Below are 19,282 nucleotides of genomic sequence, written 5' to 3'. Positions count from 1 at the left end.
GATAAATAAATCCACCAAGGCAGTTACAAGAATCGGACCTTCCTCTATGACAGCCTATTGCTCCCAAAGGTTTAATGCGTGTCTAAAACATGGACAGGAGGCCCTTTCGGTCCCTATCCGGTGGTCAACATCCCGCTCGCAACACCCGTCACCGTCTCCCTTAACAACAGCAGGTTCTTTTCTTTCAAAGCAATCAGCTGAAGGACATTGAGGGGGTCAATCAAGGGCGAGCGCAAAGAAATGCTGGTTCCAAGCCATGGCCGATACCACAGCAGATTCCTTTCTCCTGTCAGTTCGCGCACTGCCTTGATGCAGGACTTATGCTCCTGCTGGAACTCTCGGATATACTTGGTCTTAACCTCATCCGGCAGCTTGGAATTTGAAACGTATAGCGCAAAGATATTCAAATCCATTTTCTCAAGCGTGAAACCCAACGCCTTAATGTAGGAACTGAAAAGCTGAGATTGCCTGAATGCAGATCTGTATTCCTTCTTCTGCGCCTCTTTTAAACTTTTCCAGTAACTTCCAAACGCCCACCATGTCGGGAACAACGTACGTGTTTGTGTCCAGCATAGCACCCATGGGATTGCCCTTAAGCTTTTTATCTCAACTGCGGACCCCTGTCTTTTGGAGGGACGCGATCCCAGTCTTAAATTCTTTAAGTATGAATAGGGAGTAGCCTCTTCAATCAGTTTCAAAAAGTCAGGATCCTGCAGGGTCATTTGATAGTGGCTCTGGGTGAAATCCGCCATTCGCTTTAAAGCCATATCGATTTTCTTGGATGTTTTTCCTTCTGCCTTTGCAGACTTTCGATCTCTGGCATTCATAATTCTTTCAAGCTGTCGCTGCAAGATTTCTGGCGCTGAGTAGCTTCTGTAAATCATCTCTCCCTGAACGGTCACTTTCACATTTAGCAAAGCAGATAGCGGCCACCAATCCGTCTGCTCCTGAACCGAACCACCTCCACGCTCAATGCTGCCACCGCTGCCATGAAAGAACACAGGTCGCAGGCCGTGCTTCATGATCACTTTTTCTATCTCAGAAATCGCAGTTTTTACCAAATATCTGGATGCAAACGATCCATTTTGCTTGGCTGAGTCCGAGTAACCCAGCATTACTTCCAGATCCCCTGACCACTTTCGTTTTACGATGGATTTTCTGCGGACACTTTTTAGGAATTCCGCAATGATATCCTTTCCGTTGGACAAAGAGTGCGAACTTTCAAAAAGGGGAACGACGGGCAGTCGGTAGTCGCCCAGATAACGCTTCGTCAGCTTCATTCCCGCTTCGATATCCTGAACAGACTCACAGTTACTAAGCACAAAACCTCGAACATAGTTTTTGGGATCATGTTCGGGGGACACACGACTTAACATTTTCAACATTCTGGCGATATTAAGCTTACTGCCGCTGTCCAGAGCTGCCTCGTGGACCAAGCTGCTGTCCTCGCGTATCTCCAACGGAACAACAAGTCCCGGAAATACTTTTAAGAACGTTTGAATTCGCTGTAAAAGTGGGGAATCAATCCCAAAAAGTTTTCTATGCTGATTTCCAAGTCCTAGTATCGCCATCTTAAGTTTATGCAAACGGTTCGCATCCCTGGTCCGAATCAGTTTCAAGGAACGAAGACTTTTTTGAACGGACCGAAGTTCACTTTTAATACGGGCAATGTGATGCTTTTCCTGGGCACTTACTAAAACGAGTGGCTCCATGTCGCGCTGAAATTCCTTAAGAGATTTTGAAAGCCATTTTATCAAAATTCCCCGGGACATATTCAAACTGGAGATCATCGTTTTCTCGTCGACACCCGGATGACCATCCTTATCCCCACCAACCCAAGTGCGAATGTTAAAGGGCTGCTTCTTCTGGCGCTGGTGGATGAATAGATCAATGATCTCATCTTGCAGGCCCAAGCCATAAACATACTCTGCCTCGTCCATGACAGAGGGTTTTCTTTGCTTCGACATCGGGATATGCCAAGCCCATTTCAACAGAACGTTTAGCTCTGCCTGATCAGATAAGCTTTCGCCGAAAAGGCGGCGCTCCAGTAGCGCTTGAATTTTCTTAAAGTAGTAAAGCGTGTCGGCATTCCGGGATTCTGTCGGATGAGCGGTCAACACATGGATTGTACGACCAAATGTGTGCTTCTGGTCCTTTGCGGCTGAGGATTCTGATTTCAAACGATAAGCGCGATACGCAGATTCGCAGGAGTTTATAATTTCCAGCATCAGCGAGAATGCATGTGCGATTTGATATTGTTCTGAGATTGAAAGTTTTTGCAGATCTGTCTGCAATGCCTGCAGGCCCTTCAGGGATTTGGATTTGTCAGACTTAACATAGCGTCTGATTTTTTCGATTCGAACGAACCCGGCTTTGCCGAGTTCAAATTCGATCACCTTCCCCAACTCCGTTACTGACCAATCTACAAGTTGCGTAAGTTCGCGGGGAAGACGTTCATGCATAAGCCCTCACTAGTAGAGCTTGCTTAACTCCATGGAATACTTGCCTGGAGCAAACTCACTCATTCGTTTTGTCCAAAGGTTTTGATAAAACTTCTCCTTACAAGCGTAACTTGCATAAGGGAAGATCGCAATTCCTCCGCGTGGTGTGAACTCACCCACGACCTCGATGTACTTTGGCTTCATAAGTTTTACGAGATCATCACAAATTGTCTGAATACAATCTTCGTGGAAATCTCCATGGTTTCTGAAGCTGAATAGATAAAGTTTCAGAGATTTGGACTCCACCATTTTCTTGTCGGCAATATAGTTGATGAAAACTTTTGCGAAATCAGGTTGTCCTGTTTTTGGACAAAGAGAAGTAAACTCTGTGCAAATGAACGTCGTCCAGGCGATTTTGCCAGGATTCTTGTTATCAAACGCTTCCAGGGACTCTGGGGAGTAGTTTGAGGGATAGTCCGTTTTGGTTTCACCCAAAGCGAAATTCTTTAGTTCTTTTGCGTCTCTGCCAGTCTTTTTCATAGGGGATTTTCTATCCCCACCGGCCTGGAAATTCAATCTTTCTTACCATAGGGAAGTTCTTTCAAAGCTTGCTTATTCGACGTGAGGGACGCCCACGTACCGAGCCAGCCAATAAGCAAATAAATAGTCCACGCCGGCATTTTCAGAGCCACGACCGGCACTGTCCTTAAACCCGAAGGCCGTGTCCTTCCAGACGAAATTCGACGTAAATGCCTGGTACTCAAATACCGGATAGTTATAAAGGCCCTGATAGAAGTATTCATTCGGAGGTTCCGGTCTTTTTAGGGCTTTCCAGAACAAACGGGGAATCGGAGAAATGCACCATTCCGGGTTTAATGAGTGATTAATGGTCACATCCAGATTAGGACGAGGGTAAGGAATTTCCCGAATGCCCCAGGCCGCATTATTTAATGCCGACATGAATTTGGCATCGCTGCTATCCTCACGGAAGTTGTCTCCACGAGTCCCCTTCGAATATGCATAACCATAGGCCACCATCGTCACCAAATGCCGTTGAGCCGGGCTATAGGTAACCCAAGTGTCCATCAATCTTTCGCGCAGACGATTGCGAATTTCTGTTTCACCAAGGCGCTCGGCGATGGTGATGTCAGTCATATCACCCACCAAACCCAGATTCACACCACTCCAATCAGCACTTCCATGCCAATAGAAGTTAGCGTTCATGCTGTAACCGGAAGGCTTCCAACGCATTTTTCGATAAGCGGAACGATAGTCCTCAAGAGCTTTCTTATCCTTGTTGATAAGGGCCACCAATCCATAAGACGGAGCCTGATTCTGAGACTTGTCATCAAAGACACTAAGCTTTAACAGACGGCGCGATTTATCGCGCAAGTGATCCCACATTTCCTTGTCAGATTCAGGAATCACTAAACTTGCCCACATCATCGAGTGCGTCAGGCCCTTGTACATGTCGTTGTTGCCACCTTCGAGCCACAACATGTTTGCATAAACGCCTTTCCCTTGATGCCACTTATTCGGAATCGCATCACCAGGCTTATAAGGCATAAGTGTTCTTGCAAACTCCTCAGGATCCTCTGTGATATCCATCAAAATAAATATCGCACGCAGGGATTTACGAACATTCGCCAAAGCTTCCGGGTTTTTGGTTTTCAGATATCGCATTGCCTGCGAGCCAATATACATTCCCGTCCACAATGCTGAATCCCCATCATAGCGATAAGCGATCAATTTGTCGTTTGAATCGACTTCAGCCTTTGAAACCATGCCGATTTCATTGATGTGATGAGTGACGGTGTTCTTGTCATAGCTGGCTGCTTTTTCACTGAGCGACGGAGCGTAAGCATTTCGTTTTACAGAGGCCTCTGTGATGCTGATATCATCCGTGATTTTATTAACGACACGGATTATATCCTTATGTGTCTGATAGAAGTCATAATCGGTTGGATCAAATACAATAAACGGGCGCTCTTCCTGAAACTCTTTTCTATTCTTAAAAGACTGCACATAGGGATCTTTGTGATATCCGATGTCGCGCTTAAAGATGTTAATAACTCCGCGAACAGCAAGCGGCACCTTCGGCCCCTGCGCATCGATGTTGGTGCGTAAGTTTGTCCATAGGGGCTTTACTTCCAAATCACGTTTGGTCGTAATCCATTCGTTATAGTTGGAAACTTTCTTGTCTGAGTACTGAGCCGCCAAACCCTTGTCGGTTGCGATAAAGCGGGTGACCACATTGATCATATTCTTAAAGTCACTCGCATCACGCTTGGCATTGCCCAGCTTTTCAATAAAGTCGGCCTGGCGCAGATCATAGCTCAGCACCAAGGTATCACCGGCAGTCACTGCTTTCCCGGTCCAAACTTCCTGAACTTTCAAACCATCATAGAAATAGTTGATATAGGTGACCATGCGAATAACGTCATAAGTGCCATCGCTGGTTCTTCTTAATTCCAATTCGCCGTTATAGGGTCCACGCGTGGAGCTGGTTCCTTGTAAAAACCAGATACCTTCCATTCCGCCAGTCGCTTGAAGTGAGGCAACGTCACGAGGCACCTTCTTTTCAACTGTTGTGCAGGAAGATGTGAATAGAAGGGCTGAAAATAAAAAGAGGAATGAAAAGTGCTTCATTCCTCTATTCTCTCCAAGTTTGAACCTCGCTTGGAGTCCTGTTTATCAGATCAGACCTTAGTATGGGATTTTGTCAGATTTGCTCTGCCACTCTTTGAAGACCTCAAGAGCTTCTGAGTGTCCGCACTGAATCATCGGAACTTTACGGTCTTTGATGTCTTTTGGGATCTCCTGATAAAGGAAATCATCATCAAATTGAATGTCGGCAGCGTCTTTACGAGTGTTGCCATAATAAATAGTAGTAATACGTGCCCAATAAATTGCCGCAAGACACATTGGACAAGGTTCGCAGCTTGTGTAGATCTCTGCACCTTCAAGGCTGAAGTTTTTTACGTTTGAACAAGCGTCACGAATTGCAGATACCTCTGCATGAGCCGTTGGATCGTTGGAGGAAGTAACTTTATTCCAGCCTTCACCGATAATCTTACCGTCTTTAACGATAACGGCACCAAAAGGTCCACCGGCACCTTGTTGCATGTTTTTACGGGATAGCTCTACTGCTTTAAGCATGAATTCTGTTTTCATAAGGGAGTTGAAACTAGCAGAGCTGATGGTGGAGTCAAGCTACGAAAAATACACAAACGGCTCACTTTTTCTGCAATCAAACCGTTTACAGAACGTTTCTTGCAGTGCGCATTTTCTAGTTCTTTTTCGCACCCAACCAAGCCAAAGATAAGCTATCAATTTTTACGTTCTTCATTAATGGATCTGCCTCAAGCCAACCGTCATTGTTGGCCTTCTGCCAACTGGCGCCGCCCGAGTTGATTACTTTTAGTGCATATCGACAACTACTCGGATTGTCCTTCTTGCAGATCTTGCGATATCCAGCAACCACGGCTGAGTGATACTTCGGACCGCAGGAGTCTTTGCATTCCTTGGTAGTGCAGGCTTTAACACATTTATTTTTAGCTTCGTCTGAGCAATCCGCAACACAAATAGGTTCCAATAGTACCGGCTGTCGACTTTGCAGAATCGATACTATTTTGCCGAGAGCTTGTTCGCGGTCCGCTTTTCCCAATTCTGGGTAGTTCTTAACTTCGAAATTGTTTTTTCCCGCAAGTTCAATTCCGTTTGTTGGATTACTGCACTCAGCAGGATACAAAAGTGTGTTCAGCGCCTCTTCATAAGTCTCTTTTTGAAATGCAGCTAGCAATTTTGCGGGATCACTTCTCAATGACCCTGTTGATTTTTGGTCTTCCTCGACCTTCAAATTTTTTGATACCGTTTCAGCAGCCCTTTGATAGTACTTGTCTGCACAATCTTTGCAGTTGCTAGCTACCGCCTCACGATACTTATCATAGTCTTGTTTCAAATTGTCCCAAATCGCTCTTTGGGCAAGAGTGATTTCATCTTTGTTCTTGAATACACCTTTCGATAAAATTTTCTCTAGCGACACACACTTCTCCGATGGCAGTCGATCTACAATATCAACGGCCATACTCAATACACGGGTACCATCGCCGCCTTCACCCAGTTTTTTGTAATTTCCATCCTGTGTATCGTCATCATCCATACCGGCATCTCGACCATATCGAGAAATTCCAACAGCGGAAACGCGTTTAGAATCTGGTAAATCCTTTTTGCAGTTCGCAACGTTCATTTGCTTACATTGTTCGAAGTTCAATATCGTTGATACCGAAGCGCCATAACATATCCCCAGGGTGTCCTGTGTAATGAGTTGAGGAAGAAATTTTTCTTCAGGATTCTTGTCCGGATCCGCGGCAGGATATTCCTTGGAAGCAGGAGTCGCCCAATCAGACTCAACCAATGAATCATAGTTAATTTGCGCCGAAGAATAGATGGGAATAATCGATAAAATTAGACCCAAGAGCATGCCCCGATATGTACGACAAGACATGCTAACTCCTATTTCAAGGTGGACCCAATCCAAGATACTGCTGCCTCATCCATTTTCACATTCTTCAGCAAAGGTGCAGCTTCCATCCAGCCATCATTATTTGCTTTTTGCCAAGCGGCCCCACCAGAATTGATCACTTTAAGAGCAAAGCGACAACTTGTTGGATTATTCTTTTTACAGATCTTACGGTACCCCGCTATGACGACGGAATGGTACTTCGGCCCATCTTCAGGTTTATCTTTATTGGGCTTCTTATCGCAATCCGCAACACATATAGGTTCAATTAGAACCGGTTGTCGACTTTCAAGAATTGATACAATCTTTCCCAAAACCTGATCTTGATTTGGTTTTTCACCTTGAGGATACACGTTGTGCTCCAAGGAATCTTTACCAGCCAATTCGATAGAATTTTTAATGTCGCTGCACTTTGATGGATAAAGAAGTTCGTTCAGAGCCTCTTCATAGGATTCCTTCTTAAAGGCATTCAGTACTCTCAGGTTGTCGTTACGAAGATTGGGGTCTGCTAGTTGGTCTTCCTCAATCTTCAAGTTCTTTGAGACTGTCTCAACTGCCGCTTGGTAGTATTTGTCAGCGCAATCTTTACAATTCTTTGCAACGGCTTCTCGATACTTCTGATAGTCAGCCTTTAAGCCCTCCCAGACAGCTCGCTGAGCATCCGTAAGATCACCTTTGGATTTAATAAAATCTTTCGACAAAACTCGATCCAAAGAAGCACAGTTCTCTGATGGCACACGATCAACAGAGTATAACGCCGTTCTAAGAACAGTCGCTCCATCTCCGCCTTCTGCTATTTCCTTATAGTTTTTATCCAACGAATCGTTTTCATCATTCTTGGTCATTCTTGTATATCGAGTAATTCCCAACATAGATATCCGTTTGGACTCAGGAACTTTTTTGCAATCAGCGACATTCATTTGCTTACATTGTTGAAAGTTTAAGATGGTCGACGCTGATGCTGCATAACAAATTCCAAGAGAATCCTGACTCACAAGTGGAGGCATAAATTTTTCTTCTGGATTCTTAAGAGGATCCTCGGCTGGATAGCCTTTGGCTGGTGTATCCCAATCGGAGGGCACCATTGCCGCAGAGGTACCAAAGCCAGACAAAACTATGCAAAAAAAGAGAATAAATACGCGCATGATTAAATCGTCTTAAATTTAGAGCTTTAGCGACACACTCCACAGTAAAATCTGGACCTTAGGTCGGTCCGGCTTTCTTAACATTACTCATTTTTATTCCGAAATAGCTAGAGATGCGAACCACATTTCGAGCCATCATTCTATTGCTATCTGTTTGTTTTGCTTTATCAGCAAATGGCGAGATTATTTTTAATCCATTGGGTACTTCACCGACACAGAGAATTCTTAGCTATAAAAACTATGATGATATCCGTATCGACCGTGATTTGGACGGAAGAATCGATGAATGGTATCTACGAAAAGGAAATACCGAAATTTATGTTCGCTACCAACTAGGAACAATCGAATCTCTTCAATTCAAAGTATTCAACGATACTCGCGTGAAAGTGAATAAGTACATTTTCGAAAACAATCGAATGTTACTCGTTAGTTCTGAAGATCGTCCCATGCTGGTAATGCACGGAAGTACTGAGGACGAAGCTTGCGCCGCTCAACAAGCAGTACTAACAGACAAGATATCGATTCTTAGCGAGGACGTATCGGCAATACTGGAGAACGCTTCGAACGAAAAAAAATCTTGTGATGTAGCGAATTTTCCTAAGTTCAGCCGGAACCTTAAGATCGAGCTGAGAACCATCGCAAAAAATCCTACAGGATTCAGCAGTTGCGTTGAAAAGCAGAATATCGAGGGCGTTGATTCCTCTTTGGTATCAGCCCGCATTACTGCAACCATGGCAAAAATGAAGGAAAATCCATCAGCGCCAAGCAATATATTTTCATGCGACTTTACCACTGAGTCCAGCCTTAGCGGAAGCACTACCGAAGATGGCAAGATCAGATTTGGAGTTCCAAAGAATGGCGATGATCCACCAACCGGCTTCGATAGAATGCAGGTTTTGATCTATCATGAAATAACTCACGCTGCGGGCGTCACTGAAGAGGACGCCATAAAGCAGATTATAAAGTCCTGCGTAGACCCAAATAACAAAATTGTTCAAAACATGGGTAAAGGCGTTACGATGAACATGGTTCCTACAATTAGGAGCAATGTGGAAGCGTCCGCACAAACTTTGGCTAAGAATGAGTCTGCAAACACCAACAATAGCAAAGCATCAGAAGTCAAAAGCACAACCAGTTCGCGATCTCCGGCAAGCGATAAAAAGAAGGGTGAACCGGGCGTCAACATGAAGAATGAAATTGCCAATGCAAAAGCCGTCATTCCTTCGGCACAGAAGCTTGCGGCAACCAAGACGGATAAGTCACCCGCAGGAAAAGAAGCTGCGGTTCGTGAGAGCCTCGCGGAAAGTGCTCCTTTATTTAAGACAGCCAACCAGGTAATGGGAGCTTCAAACACCCCGGCTATGGCTGACAATTCTGAAGATTCAAATTCCAATATGCCTGCAAGCTACTCCAGATCTTCAAGCTCAAGCTCAGGATCAAGTTCTTCAAACTCCGCATACTCAGGAACATCCACTTATTCCGATTCGGAAGTCAGTGGCAGTTCAGGTTCCGGCGGCAGCAGTTCTAGCGGCAAACGCTATCAATCGCGCCATGGTCGTTATCAATCCAAAGGCAGCAGTGGCAGTGGTGGTGGTGTCGGCGCCGATGAGTTCATCGCTGAAGAAGTTGATTTGACCAAAGGAGCACAAGCCTCCAGGTCCGGAAGTAGTAATCGTGGATCCACAACCAGATATCAAAACGAGACGGGCAACTACAACCCGACAGCACAAACCACCGGATCAGGCAGTCGATCTCCCGCTTCATCAACTGATGAAGTTTCCAGAGGCAGAGGTTCGGCCGTGGCAAGAGGTGGCGTTGCGGATTCTCCTGCGATCTCCTCTGGCGGTGGCTCCCCAATTAGTCTTGGATCAAGCTCCGGTGGTGGCGGTGGCAGTGCACCGGCAGCTACGACTGGAACTCGTAATACAACCGGTAGAACTGCAGCATCAAGCCGTGCACCGGCCTCAGATTCAGCAGCTCCGATCAACAAAGCTCAACAACGCGAGGTCATGAGCACGATCGTCGACAGGGACTACTCCCAGGTTCGCACCGAACTTAAGAGCGATGCGTTCCAAACTGAATTAAAAGCCAATGGAATCAAGGTCATAGACTATAACGGCAACCGCTGGGGTGCCCCTGAAGGAACAGTCATCTACTTGGATGATGGTAGTCGCTTCATCCGTCAAAGATAGCTGGACCCGTTCCCTCATATTCACAGAAAAAATAAACTCCCAGAAAAACAAATACTTAAGTTGTTTCCTTAGGTGTCCGATAAACAAAATGTAGTCGGCATCTTAAAGGAGAATGCTTTTGTTGTCTAAAGTGAAACGCAACAAATCAATGGTACTTCTAATCGTAGCAACGTTTTGGCTTTGCTACGTGGGCATCACTGCGACTCAATTTTACTTCAACGTTGCTGAAATGACAGAGCAAGTGATTGAAACAAAACATTCACAAATGACTTTCGTTGAAGACAGCCAGATCTCTGCCTTGGTTTCAGATAACACGGATTTGGTAAAAGCAAATCTCGACAAAGCTCGCGAACTTAATCTAATCCATTTTTATATCCTGCAAAAGAACAGTGACGTAGTCAGCTTTCACAACAACGATGGAGACGCTGAAAGCATCAATGCTGATTACAAGGTCTTCAATCAGATTCTAGCGACTGAGAACATCGCCTTCCGCACAATTAAGATTATGGATTATCGCCTGACTGTGGGTGTCTTCCAAAACAAAGCCCGTATCATCATGCAAACAGCCTGGGATTACAAAGGCATGATCCTGCGCGATCTGGTTTCCGTGACTGTATTCCTGTCATTGATCGTTTGGTTATTCCTTAAAGACATCATTGATCTTACCAAGGTTCTGTCTTCCCGCGACCGTCAACAGATGGGTAAAATCAAATCCCTATCCAAAGAGGGCGCGACTCTTTTGCATGCGGCGCAAACATATGAAGCCACACAGAAGACCCTTGCTTACGAAAACAAAGTCTACACCGAGACTTTAACTCCGGCGATTGTTCATGAGATCAGATCCGGCAGAAAACCACCTTATGCATTCCAAACATCAATGGTGCGCATTGATCTGAATGGTTACACGCAGATTTTCCTGGATAAAAAGGATGAATACGTCAGTGACATGATGAACTCCTACTTTATCCGCTCCCGTGAAATCATTGAGCGCTATAATGGTCTTATTTATCAGTATGTGGGTGACGAGATTGTTTTCCACATCAAAGAATCCCAAGGTGTGAATTCCCAAGCCATGTCTTTGGCGTGTCTTCGTGCCGTCTTTGAAGTGGCTCAGGATATTGAAGATCACCTTCCGGATGGAGCAGATCACTATTTCAAAGTGAAAGGCTCTTTCGTCATTGGTAAAATCCGTTTTGTTCCTCAGGACTCGGGCTACGGCCTATCCGGATTGCCTTTGATTGAGTCTGCCAGACTGCTAAGTCAGGTGGACGACAAGGTTAAGAGCTCCATTACTTTCTATAGCGAAGCCAGCAGCTCCGTGCAGGATCTGTGCACCATCGCTGAAACCAAAAGCACAATGCTAAAAGGTTTCTCCACACCTGCGACACTTTGCAAAGTCACTGACTTTGCGCCAATTGATCGTCTGCTGGGACGCCATCAGCTGGAAAAGCTGACTTACTATCGCAGCGACAGTGATCTGATTTGTATCTATAAATTCCTTGAGAAAGCTCTTCAGGAAAAAGACGAGATCAGCTTCTTCAGGGTTTTCTCGGTTCTAAAAACTTTCAAAGTGAATCAAACGACGCTGCAACAGGTGGCCGCTTTTGAAAAGCTGGTTTCGGTAACACACGCTCTGAATCACAAAAAGCATATCAGCGACAAAGTTTTGGCATCTGTGATTTCACTCGCATCCAATCTGGTTCCGCATGCCTTTGTGGAAAGCTCTCTATTGGAATTGCTTGAAAAGTGCCTTGTGCACAAAGACCCACGCACTCAGGCGAATACAATTATAGTTCTTGGTGACCTGGCTCGAGATGTAAGCTTCTTACGACAGTACATTTATGCCAGCCACAACCGCGTCTCCGCAGATGCATTGCTGGTGACGGGCAAACAGAATTTCGATGGTGAGCTTGCCAAGAAATTGGCGGAGTTTTTGGAATCCAAGAATCCGTTGTTCCGCGCCAGCGGCAGCTTCGTGGTGAAGCATTTGGCTGATCACTATAAAGCAACGGATCCGGTTTTCTTTGAGACTAATAACGATCTTAAGAAACTACTTAAAAAGGCCGCTTAGGCCTTTTTAAATCTTGAAGCAACCATCGGCCAAATAACCGGAATCAATGAAATCCCGATCACGCCAAAGATCACGATGTGGAAATTTCTTTTCACAATCGGCAAGTTACCAAAGAAGTGTCCAGCCAGGATGAATGTAAACACCCAAACCACAGCACCAACAACGTTATAAGTAACAAATTTTCTGTACTTCATGCTGCCGATGCCTGCCACGAACGGAGCGAATGTTCTGACGATCGGCGCAAAGCGTGCAGCTACGATAGTGAATGCACCCCATTTATCGTAAAAGTTCTGCGTATCGATCAGATATTGTTTTTTGAAGAAGCGGCTGTCGATATCAAACACCTTCGGCCCAAGATATTTACCGATGTGGTAGTTGACGGTATCACCAATAATTCCGGCAATCGTCAGTGAAGCCAACAGAATCCAAAGATTCAATCCGCCCTCTACCGTCGTCAATGCACCCAAAGCAAACAACAAAGAATCACCTGGCAGGAACGGCGTCACCACCAAGCCAGTTTCGCAGAAGATCACCAGGAACATAATCACATAAATCCACGGCCCGAAATAAGCCATCCATTGAACCAAATGCTGATCAAGATGCAGAATGATGTCGATAATCTGAGACATAGTATCGTTCCTTTGTAAAATCAGGTGGAAGCATATCACAAACCAATTGACCGCCCCCAAAGAAAATTTATGCTTTTATAGTGAGGGGACACAACATGAAACGAACTATTTTTGCTGTTATCGCACTGTGCGCAGTCCTTGCTAACGCTGCTCCAATGATTTCAGAACTTCCAGAAGATGCATGTGACAGTTTGAAATGCACAAAAGTTATGAAATCCATACTTTCCGGTTTTAACTACACTCCACACACGGTCAGTCAGGAGCCCGGGGTTTACAGTGGCGGATGTTTTCACTTGGGTGGAATTGGACCTGACCACGAACACTATGCCGAATTATTGATCGACCAACTTGAAGACGGCACAACTTACTTCTCTACCAACTTTGCTTACTTCTATCCTGAAAATCCGTATGCAAACTGGGATCTGACAAAAGCTCGCCAGGAAGCTTCTGATTTCGCAAAACAAAATGCGCGAATCAAAGAGGGCAGCAATGCTTCAAGAGTTGAGATCTACAACTCCGAAGGTGTACCAAACGTCGTCTATTACATGCGCCAGAATCCAGAAACTAAAATGATTTACTACATCACCTACGGCGGCTTCGGACCACAAAGCACGAAGATCTTCTGTACGATGAACAAAAATCCTTAGTTATTTTTTAAATTGGAATCAGATAGGCCTAGAAATAAAAAAAGCGATCACTAAGGATCGCTTTTTCGTTTTTTGCGTCTGCATTCAGCTTGGCTGTCCAGCAAACAAATGGCGGAGAGTGAGGGATTCGAACCCTCGAGCCCCGCGAAGGGCTGCCAGTTTTCAAGACTGGTGTATTCAACCACTCTACCAACTCTCCGTCGACCGTTCTATGGGTTTTGACGTGGGTTTTCAAGCGGTTGTTGTAATGACGCGGAGTGATATTTTAAAGAGACCCGACTAGCGGATCTCTTTTTTGCCGCCCATATAGTTTTGAAGAGCCTTTGGAACAGCGATTGAGCCGTCTTCGCGTTGGTAGTTCTCTAGGATCGCAACCAGTGTACGGCCCACTGCCAGAGCAGAGCCATTCAAGGTATGCACGAACTGAGGTTTACCACCAAGGCTGCGGAAACGGATGTTCGCACGACGAGCCTGGAAATCCTCGAAGTTTGAGCATGAGCTGATCTCACGATATGCGCCCTGACCAGGAAGCCAAACTTCCAAATCATGAGTTTTTGCAGATCCGAAGCCCATATCGCCTGTGCACAAAAGCATGCGGCGGAATGGAAGTTCAAGATCGATCAAAACCTGTTCCGCATGAGACGTCAAAGCCTCGTGCATTTCATAAGACTTATCCGGATGACAGAAAGTCATCAATTCAACCTTGTCGAACTGATGCTGACGGATCAAACCCTTCGTATCGCGACCGGCACTGCCTGCTTCAGAACGGAAGCAAGGGGAGTAAGCACAGAAGCTTTGCGGAAGATAAGTTTCGTCCAGAATTTCGCCATTATAGTAATTCGTAACCGGAACTTCAGCCGTTGGAATCAAATAAAGATCAGAACCTTCCAAGTGGAAAACGTCTTCTTTGAATTTTGGGAAGTTACCGGTGCCCGTCAAACTGTTTGAATTCACCATGAATGGCGGAATCATTTCAGTGTAACCGTGGCGAGTGGAGTGCATATCCATCATGAACTGAATCAAAGAACGTTCAAGCTGAGCAGCTGCACCTTTTAGGAAGGCAAAGCGCGTCCCTGTGGTTTTACCCGCACGTTCGAAGTCGATGATGTTCAGTTTTTCACCCAGCTCCCAGTGTTCCTTTGCTTTGAAAGAAAACTTTGGAACTTCGCCCCAGGTTTTTAGAACTTTGTTTTCATCAGCAGAAGCGCCCACTGGCACAGAAGAGTGTGGTTTGTTTGGCATCACAAGAGCCAAATTCACAACCTGTTGATCAGCTTCACCAGCTTTTGCTTCAAGATCTTTTACAGAACCTTTAAGAGTATCCACTTCCGCCAAAAGCGAAGAGGCATCTTTGCCTTCGCGTTTCAGTTTACCGATTTCGCCACTCAATTTGTTTTGATTGGCTTTGGCAGTTTCCGCCTGAGCGATCATCTCTTTGCGCTTTTTATTAAGCTCCATGATTTGATCCAGGATTTCCGGAGTTCCACCACGGTTGATCAACGCTTGCTTATACTCATCGTAATAAGAAGTGCCGTTTTCAGCTTTTTTTTCCAGAAGTTTAATATCGATCATTTTTCAGAAGTCCTCGTTTAAGGTGCGACCAGTATATACATTCTTAAAAGCATCCCGACAAGGACGACAATCAGATCAAAAATAAGGATTTGCGCAAAACTCCATTGCGACAGGAGCTTCATGATGACTGACATCACCACCACAGTTGCAAAAATCAGAGCAAAAGTTCCGTAGCCGATCAGTTCCTGACCGATCAAAGCCAGCGTCATACCAACAAAAAAGCCCGTGATCAGTCGCAACAAAATGTGCAGAACGGTCATGGTTGTGGACTTTACGCCCTCTTGAACATTATTTGAAAAACTACTTAGTTTATCGCCGATACCCATTGTGGCATCCTCCGTTGACGTTCCTAGTTGCCCATTCGGTTTAACTTATTTTCTATTTCAGCACGATCCGGGGCATTTGGGGAGAGCCCTAGATATTTATTGTACGCCTGTGCTGCGGAGCGAATATCCCCACGGGTCTCATAGATCGCACCTTGCTCGCGATAAATATCCGCGTAGCCGCTTTCCCGAGCCGCTGCCAGCGCCAGCATGTCTTCTGCCACTTCCAAAGAAGCCGACTGACGGTAGCACTGAGCTGCTTTGACGTAGATTTCTGCTCCTTGGGGACGAAGCTTCATAGCTTGAGAGTACTCCCCGGCACATTCAGTAAACTGTTTGCGAGCGGAATAAACCTCTGCCGCCAGAACGTAAGCATCAGCTACATTCGGATTCAGCTTCTTTTCCTGTTTCGCAGCCTCTGCCGCCCCATTTAAATCACCAGATGCAAAAGCGGCACGCCCAATATAATACCAGGTGCGAGGGTAGTTCGCGTTCAGACGTTGCACCCGTTTGAATTGTTCAATGGCAGCATCATAGCGAGATGTTTCCAAATACAGTTTTCCTGCCTGGAACAAAGCTTCCCCATCCGTCGGATCAAGAATTGCCGCCTGCAAGAATGCCTTCAACGCCTTATCATTCATTCCGAGGGCTTTATAACTTTCACCCAAACCCAACCAGGCCTTTTTGTTCTTTTGATCCGCCTCAACGACGCGCTCATAAATGTCCTTGGACTGCGAATAGCGGTCCTCCGATTTATGAACTTCCGCCAAAGCAATTCGGTAATCCAAGGTGTACGAAAAGCGCTTAATCAATTCGTTCAGATAAGTGACGCCTGCATCCACACCGTTGGTGGCTGCCAACATTTTTGCGTAGGTGATTTGCGCATCAGGATTGGTGCCGTCGATTTCCACGGCCTTGGTTGCAAAACGAACCGAATCCTTCGCGGCTGCATCTTTTCTTTCAATTTCTTTTTTATTCAAAGGCATGATCGACAACGCCAATGCGCCGTTGGCTTTCGCCAGCAGAATATACGTATCGATATCGCCATCATAAGCTTTCAACGCGCGCATTCCGTAGTTCACCGCACCCGCCATGTTGTTACGGCGATACTCCATCAACGACAAGCCCCTTAAGACTTCGTAGTTATTCGGAGCAAAGCGGACTGCCGATGTTAATACTCGGGTGGCACCTTTAAAATCAAAACGTTGAGTTAGATAATCCGCCTGAGTCACATAAGCGGAAACCAGTTTCGGCTCGGCCTTAATGGCTTTATTCAACCACTCAATCGCTTCAAAACTTTGATTTAGTTGCCACAATGCTTTGGCAGCTTTCACTGCCGCCGTTCCGTTCTTGGGATCAGCTTCAAACGCGGCTTTGAATTCAGCCTGAGCGGCCAAGTAGTCACCCTGGCGCACATACTGATCACCCAGGAACAGCAATTCGCTATTTTGGTTTTTTCCACCACTGACTTTATCCGAACCACCCAGACGCAGAACCAACTGGCGCAACTGTGAGTTGTTCGGATTCAGACGGAAACCCTCTTGAGCGGCATCCAGAGCTTTTCTTTTTTCATTTCTCTCAACATAGATTTCCGCCAGCACCTGATAACCCATTGCCTCTGTTGGAGGAAACACAGCACTCTTTGATTCCATCGCTGAATTCAACAGGCCGAAAGCAACATCCGCTTTTTTAAAACCACGATACTCATTGATACCCATCAAGAGTTTGGCTTCACGATGTTTGGGATTTTGCGCCAGAACTTTTCTGAAAGACTGTGAAGCTTCATTAAAATTATTCTGCGCCATATGCAGTTTTCCCAGCATCACTTGCGGATGAAGCCAGCGATCCCACATTTGCGTCGCTTTTTCGAAATACGGTACGGCGTTGTTGTAGTCTTTTTCACCCTCCAACAATTCCGCTTTGTAGGCGTACAGAATCGGAAGCAGGGAAAACGGCTCAGAGCTATCCAAGGTCGCTTCAATACTGCCACGAGCTTCACGGAATTTACCTGAAGTAAGCAGTTTTACCGCCTCACAAACGCGACCATAGGGACTAACAACGTTGATAGCGCGAGTCGACTGAGTAACAGCAGCAATTGTTTTAAAGTCCTGCGCATCTTGTTTGGCAAAAGGCCAAAGCTCACGATAAACCACACACAAAAGACCACGGACCTCCAAATTGGTCGGCGAACCTTCCACGATGGAAACCAGTTTGTTTTGCGCTTCAAGGTAAGATTCAAAAGTATCAAACTCCATGGCGCTAATTGCTTCATTGAGTTTTTTCTTGGCATCAGCACCACTCATTTGTGATGTGCTGTGACCCGGAGCCAACAGATTAATTTTGTCTCCGCGCGAAGGACCCGTATCCCACAACAAGAAAACACCGATCAGAACAATCGCTGCCAAAGCAATCAATGGAAGCTTCAGCGTTTTTGCGATTTCCGTTTTCTCCATGTTACGAAGATTGGAAAGATCAATTACGGAACCGCCGCCGCCTCCCGCTGCCTGAGTCGTCGTATTCGAGGACACCGTGCCGGGAATATACGTCGGGGGAGCGTGCACCGGAGAGTCGTAGATATCCACTTTTCGGGTTTTACTTTTATCGATGGAAATGTTCGCAAGGCTTTCCTTCGTCGGACCACCTGGAATCGTGGACGATCCCGTTTGCCCGGAAGAAGCGGGCTTCATGATGACCGTCTCGGCTTCCATCTTTTGAACTTTTTTAGGGTCGACATCAACGACACCTTCAAGTGCTTCCAAAAGTTTGTCGTAGAATGCAGGCTCTTTGGAAATCTGGGACCACTGACCATCTGGCAGTTTCGAGATCATTTCCTGACCCGAAAAGACACCCTCACCAATCATGCGAAGAATGGCTTCAGTGGAATAAGGGCCTTTAACTTGGCCACTTCGTGTTCGTACTACCCAGGTGACTTGTATGCGCGACATAGATGCTTAATAATACTGACTTTTTTGTCAAACGACCAACCTGTCGGGGAACAACCGTCTCAGTCTGTGCTTTGGTCAAGTTAAGTGGTTCCAAAGTTGAACTGAAGTTCCACCTTGGAATTACCCTTAGTTCCGAAATGAGTTTAATCCCTTCTGAATCCGGTCCTCATCTTAAACCTATTGGATTTGGCGAGTGTCTCAGATTGGCACAGACCTTGCTCTAGGTAGAAGAGTCTTTTAGTTTTTGGGGGATACTCTCTGTGATTAAAAATGCTCTGATTGCTTTCTACATCTTGCTAGTCCTTGCGATTTCCGCAGTGGCTCGTGCAGGCGTGTTGCCAAATAATGCAATCGATGGCGCTGAAGTTACAGATTCTTCCAACTACAACTATTCGACACGTGTAGGTGAAGTTGCGGTTTTGGCTGATGGAACTTTTGTTTTAGTTCTTGAATCTCAAAACACAGTTCTTCTTCAATCAGACTTCGACCTTACACCTTTTGTTGGTTTCAAAGTTATGGTTAGCGGTATCGAGCAAGAGCATCAACTTGCTCCCAATTATGGAACTCATTCTGTGGATCCCCTCCCTGGAATGGTTTTCGGGAGCAAAACGGTCGTCTTCGTAGTGCTTGGTATCTCTGAGGTTACTCAGTAATCATTAGGGTCTCAGCCCCAATCCCCTCCGTGGGCTGAGATCATTTTTTTATTCCTAACAGGGTCAGCATAAATCCCCTCCTTGCTGGCCCTTTTTTTTGCCTTTTTTCAGCTACAAGACAATTTGATTACGGACTCATTGA

General features: G+C 45.6%; 14 protein-coding genes and 1 tRNA gene. 4 read left to right on the top strand and 11 right to left on the bottom strand.

The genetic code is table 11. From position 1 onward, the window contains the following. Positions 1-113: 113 nt before the first annotated feature. The 6 genes from AAAA73_RS10515 to AAAA73_RS10490 form a co-directional block, all read right to left on the bottom strand. Positions 114-2,462, bottom strand: a complete 2,349-nt coding sequence (locus tag AAAA73_RS10515; RefSeq protein WP_340598262.1) for a phosphoenolpyruvate carboxylase — start codon at positions 2,460-2,462, stop codon at positions 114-116. Positions 2,463-2,471: 9 nt separating this feature from the next. Then, positions 2,472-2,981 (bottom strand): preQ(1) synthase, encoded by a 510-nt coding sequence (gene queF / locus AAAA73_RS10510; RefSeq protein ID WP_340598261.1) that lies wholly within the window; start codon positions 2,979-2,981, stop codon positions 2,472-2,474. Positions 2,982-3,053: 72 nt separating this feature from the next. Further along, positions 3,054-5,090: a hypothetical protein gene (locus AAAA73_RS10505; protein ID WP_340598260.1), complete on the bottom strand. Its 2,037-nt coding sequence runs from the start codon at positions 5,088-5,090 to the stop codon at positions 3,054-3,056. 57 nt (positions 5,091-5,147) lie between these two features. Then, a complete protein-coding gene (locus tag AAAA73_RS10500) occupies positions 5,148-5,615 on the bottom strand; it encodes a nucleoside deaminase (protein ID WP_413583095.1) in 468 nt (155 codons plus the stop codon). Positions 5,616-5,730: 115 nt separating this feature from the next. Next, positions 5,731-6,948: a hypothetical protein gene (locus AAAA73_RS10495; protein ID WP_340598258.1), complete on the bottom strand. Its 1,218-nt coding sequence runs from the start codon at positions 6,946-6,948 to the stop codon at positions 5,731-5,733. Between the two features lie 8 nt (positions 6,949-6,956). After that, on the bottom strand, positions 6,957-8,108 hold the full coding sequence (locus AAAA73_RS10490) for a hypothetical protein (protein WP_340598257.1): 1,152 nt from the start codon (positions 8,106-8,108) through the stop codon (positions 6,957-6,959). Positions 8,109-8,221: 113 nt separating this feature from the next. Here AAAA73_RS10490 and AAAA73_RS10485 point away from each other — a divergent pair, with 113 nt between their 5' ends. Beyond that, positions 8,222-10,300, top strand: coding sequence for a hypothetical protein (locus AAAA73_RS10485; RefSeq protein ID WP_340598256.1), 2,079 nt, complete (start codon positions 8,222-8,224; stop codon positions 10,298-10,300). Between the two features lie 112 nt (positions 10,301-10,412). Further along, on the top strand, positions 10,413-12,371 hold the full coding sequence (locus tag AAAA73_RS10480; protein WP_340598255.1) for an adenylate cyclase: 1,959 nt from the start codon (positions 10,413-10,415) through the stop codon (positions 12,369-12,371). Here the strand turns inward: AAAA73_RS10480 and AAAA73_RS10475 are convergent. After that, positions 12,368-13,000 carry a DedA family protein gene (locus tag AAAA73_RS10475; protein WP_340598254.1) on the bottom strand — a complete coding sequence of 211 codons (633 nt, stop codon included), beginning with the start codon at positions 12,998-13,000 and terminating at the stop codon, positions 12,368-12,370. The genes AAAA73_RS10480 and AAAA73_RS10475 overlap by 4 nt on opposite strands. Before the next feature lie 95 nt (positions 13,001-13,095). Here AAAA73_RS10475 and AAAA73_RS10470 point away from each other — a divergent pair, with 95 nt between their 5' ends. Next, positions 13,096-13,647, top strand: coding sequence for a hypothetical protein (locus AAAA73_RS10470; RefSeq protein ID WP_340598253.1), 552 nt, complete (start codon positions 13,096-13,098; stop codon positions 13,645-13,647). Positions 13,648-13,756: 109 nt separating this feature from the next. Here AAAA73_RS10470 and AAAA73_RS10465 read toward each other — a convergent pair. From AAAA73_RS10465 to AAAA73_RS10450, 4 genes are all read right to left on the bottom strand, one after another. Continuing rightward, positions 13,757-13,846: transfer RNA gene (locus AAAA73_RS10465), tRNA-Ser, on the bottom strand. 80 nt (positions 13,847-13,926) lie between these two features. Continuing rightward, a complete protein-coding gene (serS, locus tag AAAA73_RS10460) occupies positions 13,927-15,219 on the bottom strand; it encodes a serine--tRNA ligase (protein ID WP_340598252.1) in 1,293 nt (430 codons plus the stop codon). Between the two features lie 17 nt (positions 15,220-15,236). Next, complete coding sequence (locus AAAA73_RS10455) at positions 15,237-15,545, bottom strand: hypothetical protein (RefSeq protein WP_340598251.1); 309 nt, start codon at positions 15,543-15,545, stop codon at positions 15,237-15,239. A 23-nt stretch (positions 15,546-15,568) separates the two neighbouring features. Further along, positions 15,569-18,487, bottom strand: coding sequence for a tetratricopeptide repeat protein (locus tag AAAA73_RS10450; protein ID WP_340598250.1), 2,919 nt, complete (start codon positions 18,485-18,487; stop codon positions 15,569-15,571). A gap of 260 nt (positions 18,488-18,747) precedes the next feature. Here AAAA73_RS10450 and AAAA73_RS10445 point away from each other — a divergent pair, with 260 nt between their 5' ends. After that, positions 18,748-19,140, top strand: coding sequence for a hypothetical protein (locus tag AAAA73_RS10445; protein WP_340598249.1), 393 nt, complete (start codon positions 18,748-18,750; stop codon positions 19,138-19,140). Positions 19,141-19,282: the final 142 nt, after the last annotated feature.

The organism is Bdellovibrio sp. GT3, assembly GCF_037996765.1.
In the GTDB taxonomy this organism is placed as follows: domain Bacteria; phylum Bdellovibrionota; class Bdellovibrionia; order Bdellovibrionales; family Bdellovibrionaceae; genus Bdellovibrio.
Note: the sequence above shows the minus strand (reverse complement) of the source record. Positions and strands in the feature narration are given on the sequence as shown.

What these genes read in the sequence shown, in the direction of transcription:
- AAAA73_RS10480 (WP_340598255.1), top strand. Translation starts at nt 10,413, where the DNA reads ATGCTTTTGTTGTCTAAAGTGAAACGCAACAAATCAATGGTACTTCTA.
- AAAA73_RS10470 (WP_340598253.1), top strand. Translation starts at nt 13,096, where the DNA reads ATGAAACGAACTATTTTTGCTGTTATCGCACTGTGCGCAGTCCTTGCT.
- AAAA73_RS10455 (WP_340598251.1), bottom strand. Translation starts at nt 15,545, where the DNA reads ATGGGTATCGGCGATAAACTAAGTAGTTTTTCAAATAATGTTCAAGAG.
- queF (WP_340598261.1), bottom strand. Translation starts at nt 2,981, where the DNA reads ATGAAAAAGACTGGCAGAGACGCAAAAGAACTAAAGAATTTCGCTTTG.
- AAAA73_RS10450 (WP_340598250.1), bottom strand. Translation starts at nt 18,487, where the DNA reads ATGTCGCGCATACAAGTCACCTGGGTAGTACGAACACGAAGTGGCCAA.
- AAAA73_RS10495 (WP_340598258.1), bottom strand. Translation starts at nt 6,948, where the DNA reads ATGTCTTGTCGTACATATCGGGGCATGCTCTTGGGTCTAATTTTATCG.
- serS (WP_340598252.1), bottom strand. Translation starts at nt 15,219, where the DNA reads ATGATCGATATTAAACTTCTGGAAAAAAAAGCTGAAAACGGCACTTCT.
- AAAA73_RS10515 (WP_340598262.1), bottom strand. Translation starts at nt 2,462, where the DNA reads ATGCATGAACGTCTTCCCCGCGAACTTACGCAACTTGTAGATTGGTCA.
- AAAA73_RS10500 (WP_413583095.1), bottom strand. Translation starts at nt 5,615, where the DNA reads ATGAAAACAGAATTCATGCTTAAAGCAGTAGAGCTATCCCGTAAAAAC.
- AAAA73_RS10490 (WP_340598257.1), bottom strand. Translation starts at nt 8,108, where the DNA reads ATGCGCGTATTTATTCTCTTTTTTTGCATAGTTTTGTCTGGCTTTGGT.
- AAAA73_RS10485 (WP_340598256.1), top strand. Translation starts at nt 8,222, where the DNA reads ATGCGAACCACATTTCGAGCCATCATTCTATTGCTATCTGTTTGTTTT.
- AAAA73_RS10475 (WP_340598254.1), bottom strand. Translation starts at nt 13,000, where the DNA reads ATGTCTCAGATTATCGACATCATTCTGCATCTTGATCAGCATTTGGTT.
- AAAA73_RS10505 (WP_340598260.1), bottom strand. Translation starts at nt 5,090, where the DNA reads ATGAAGCACTTTTCATTCCTCTTTTTATTTTCAGCCCTTCTATTCACA.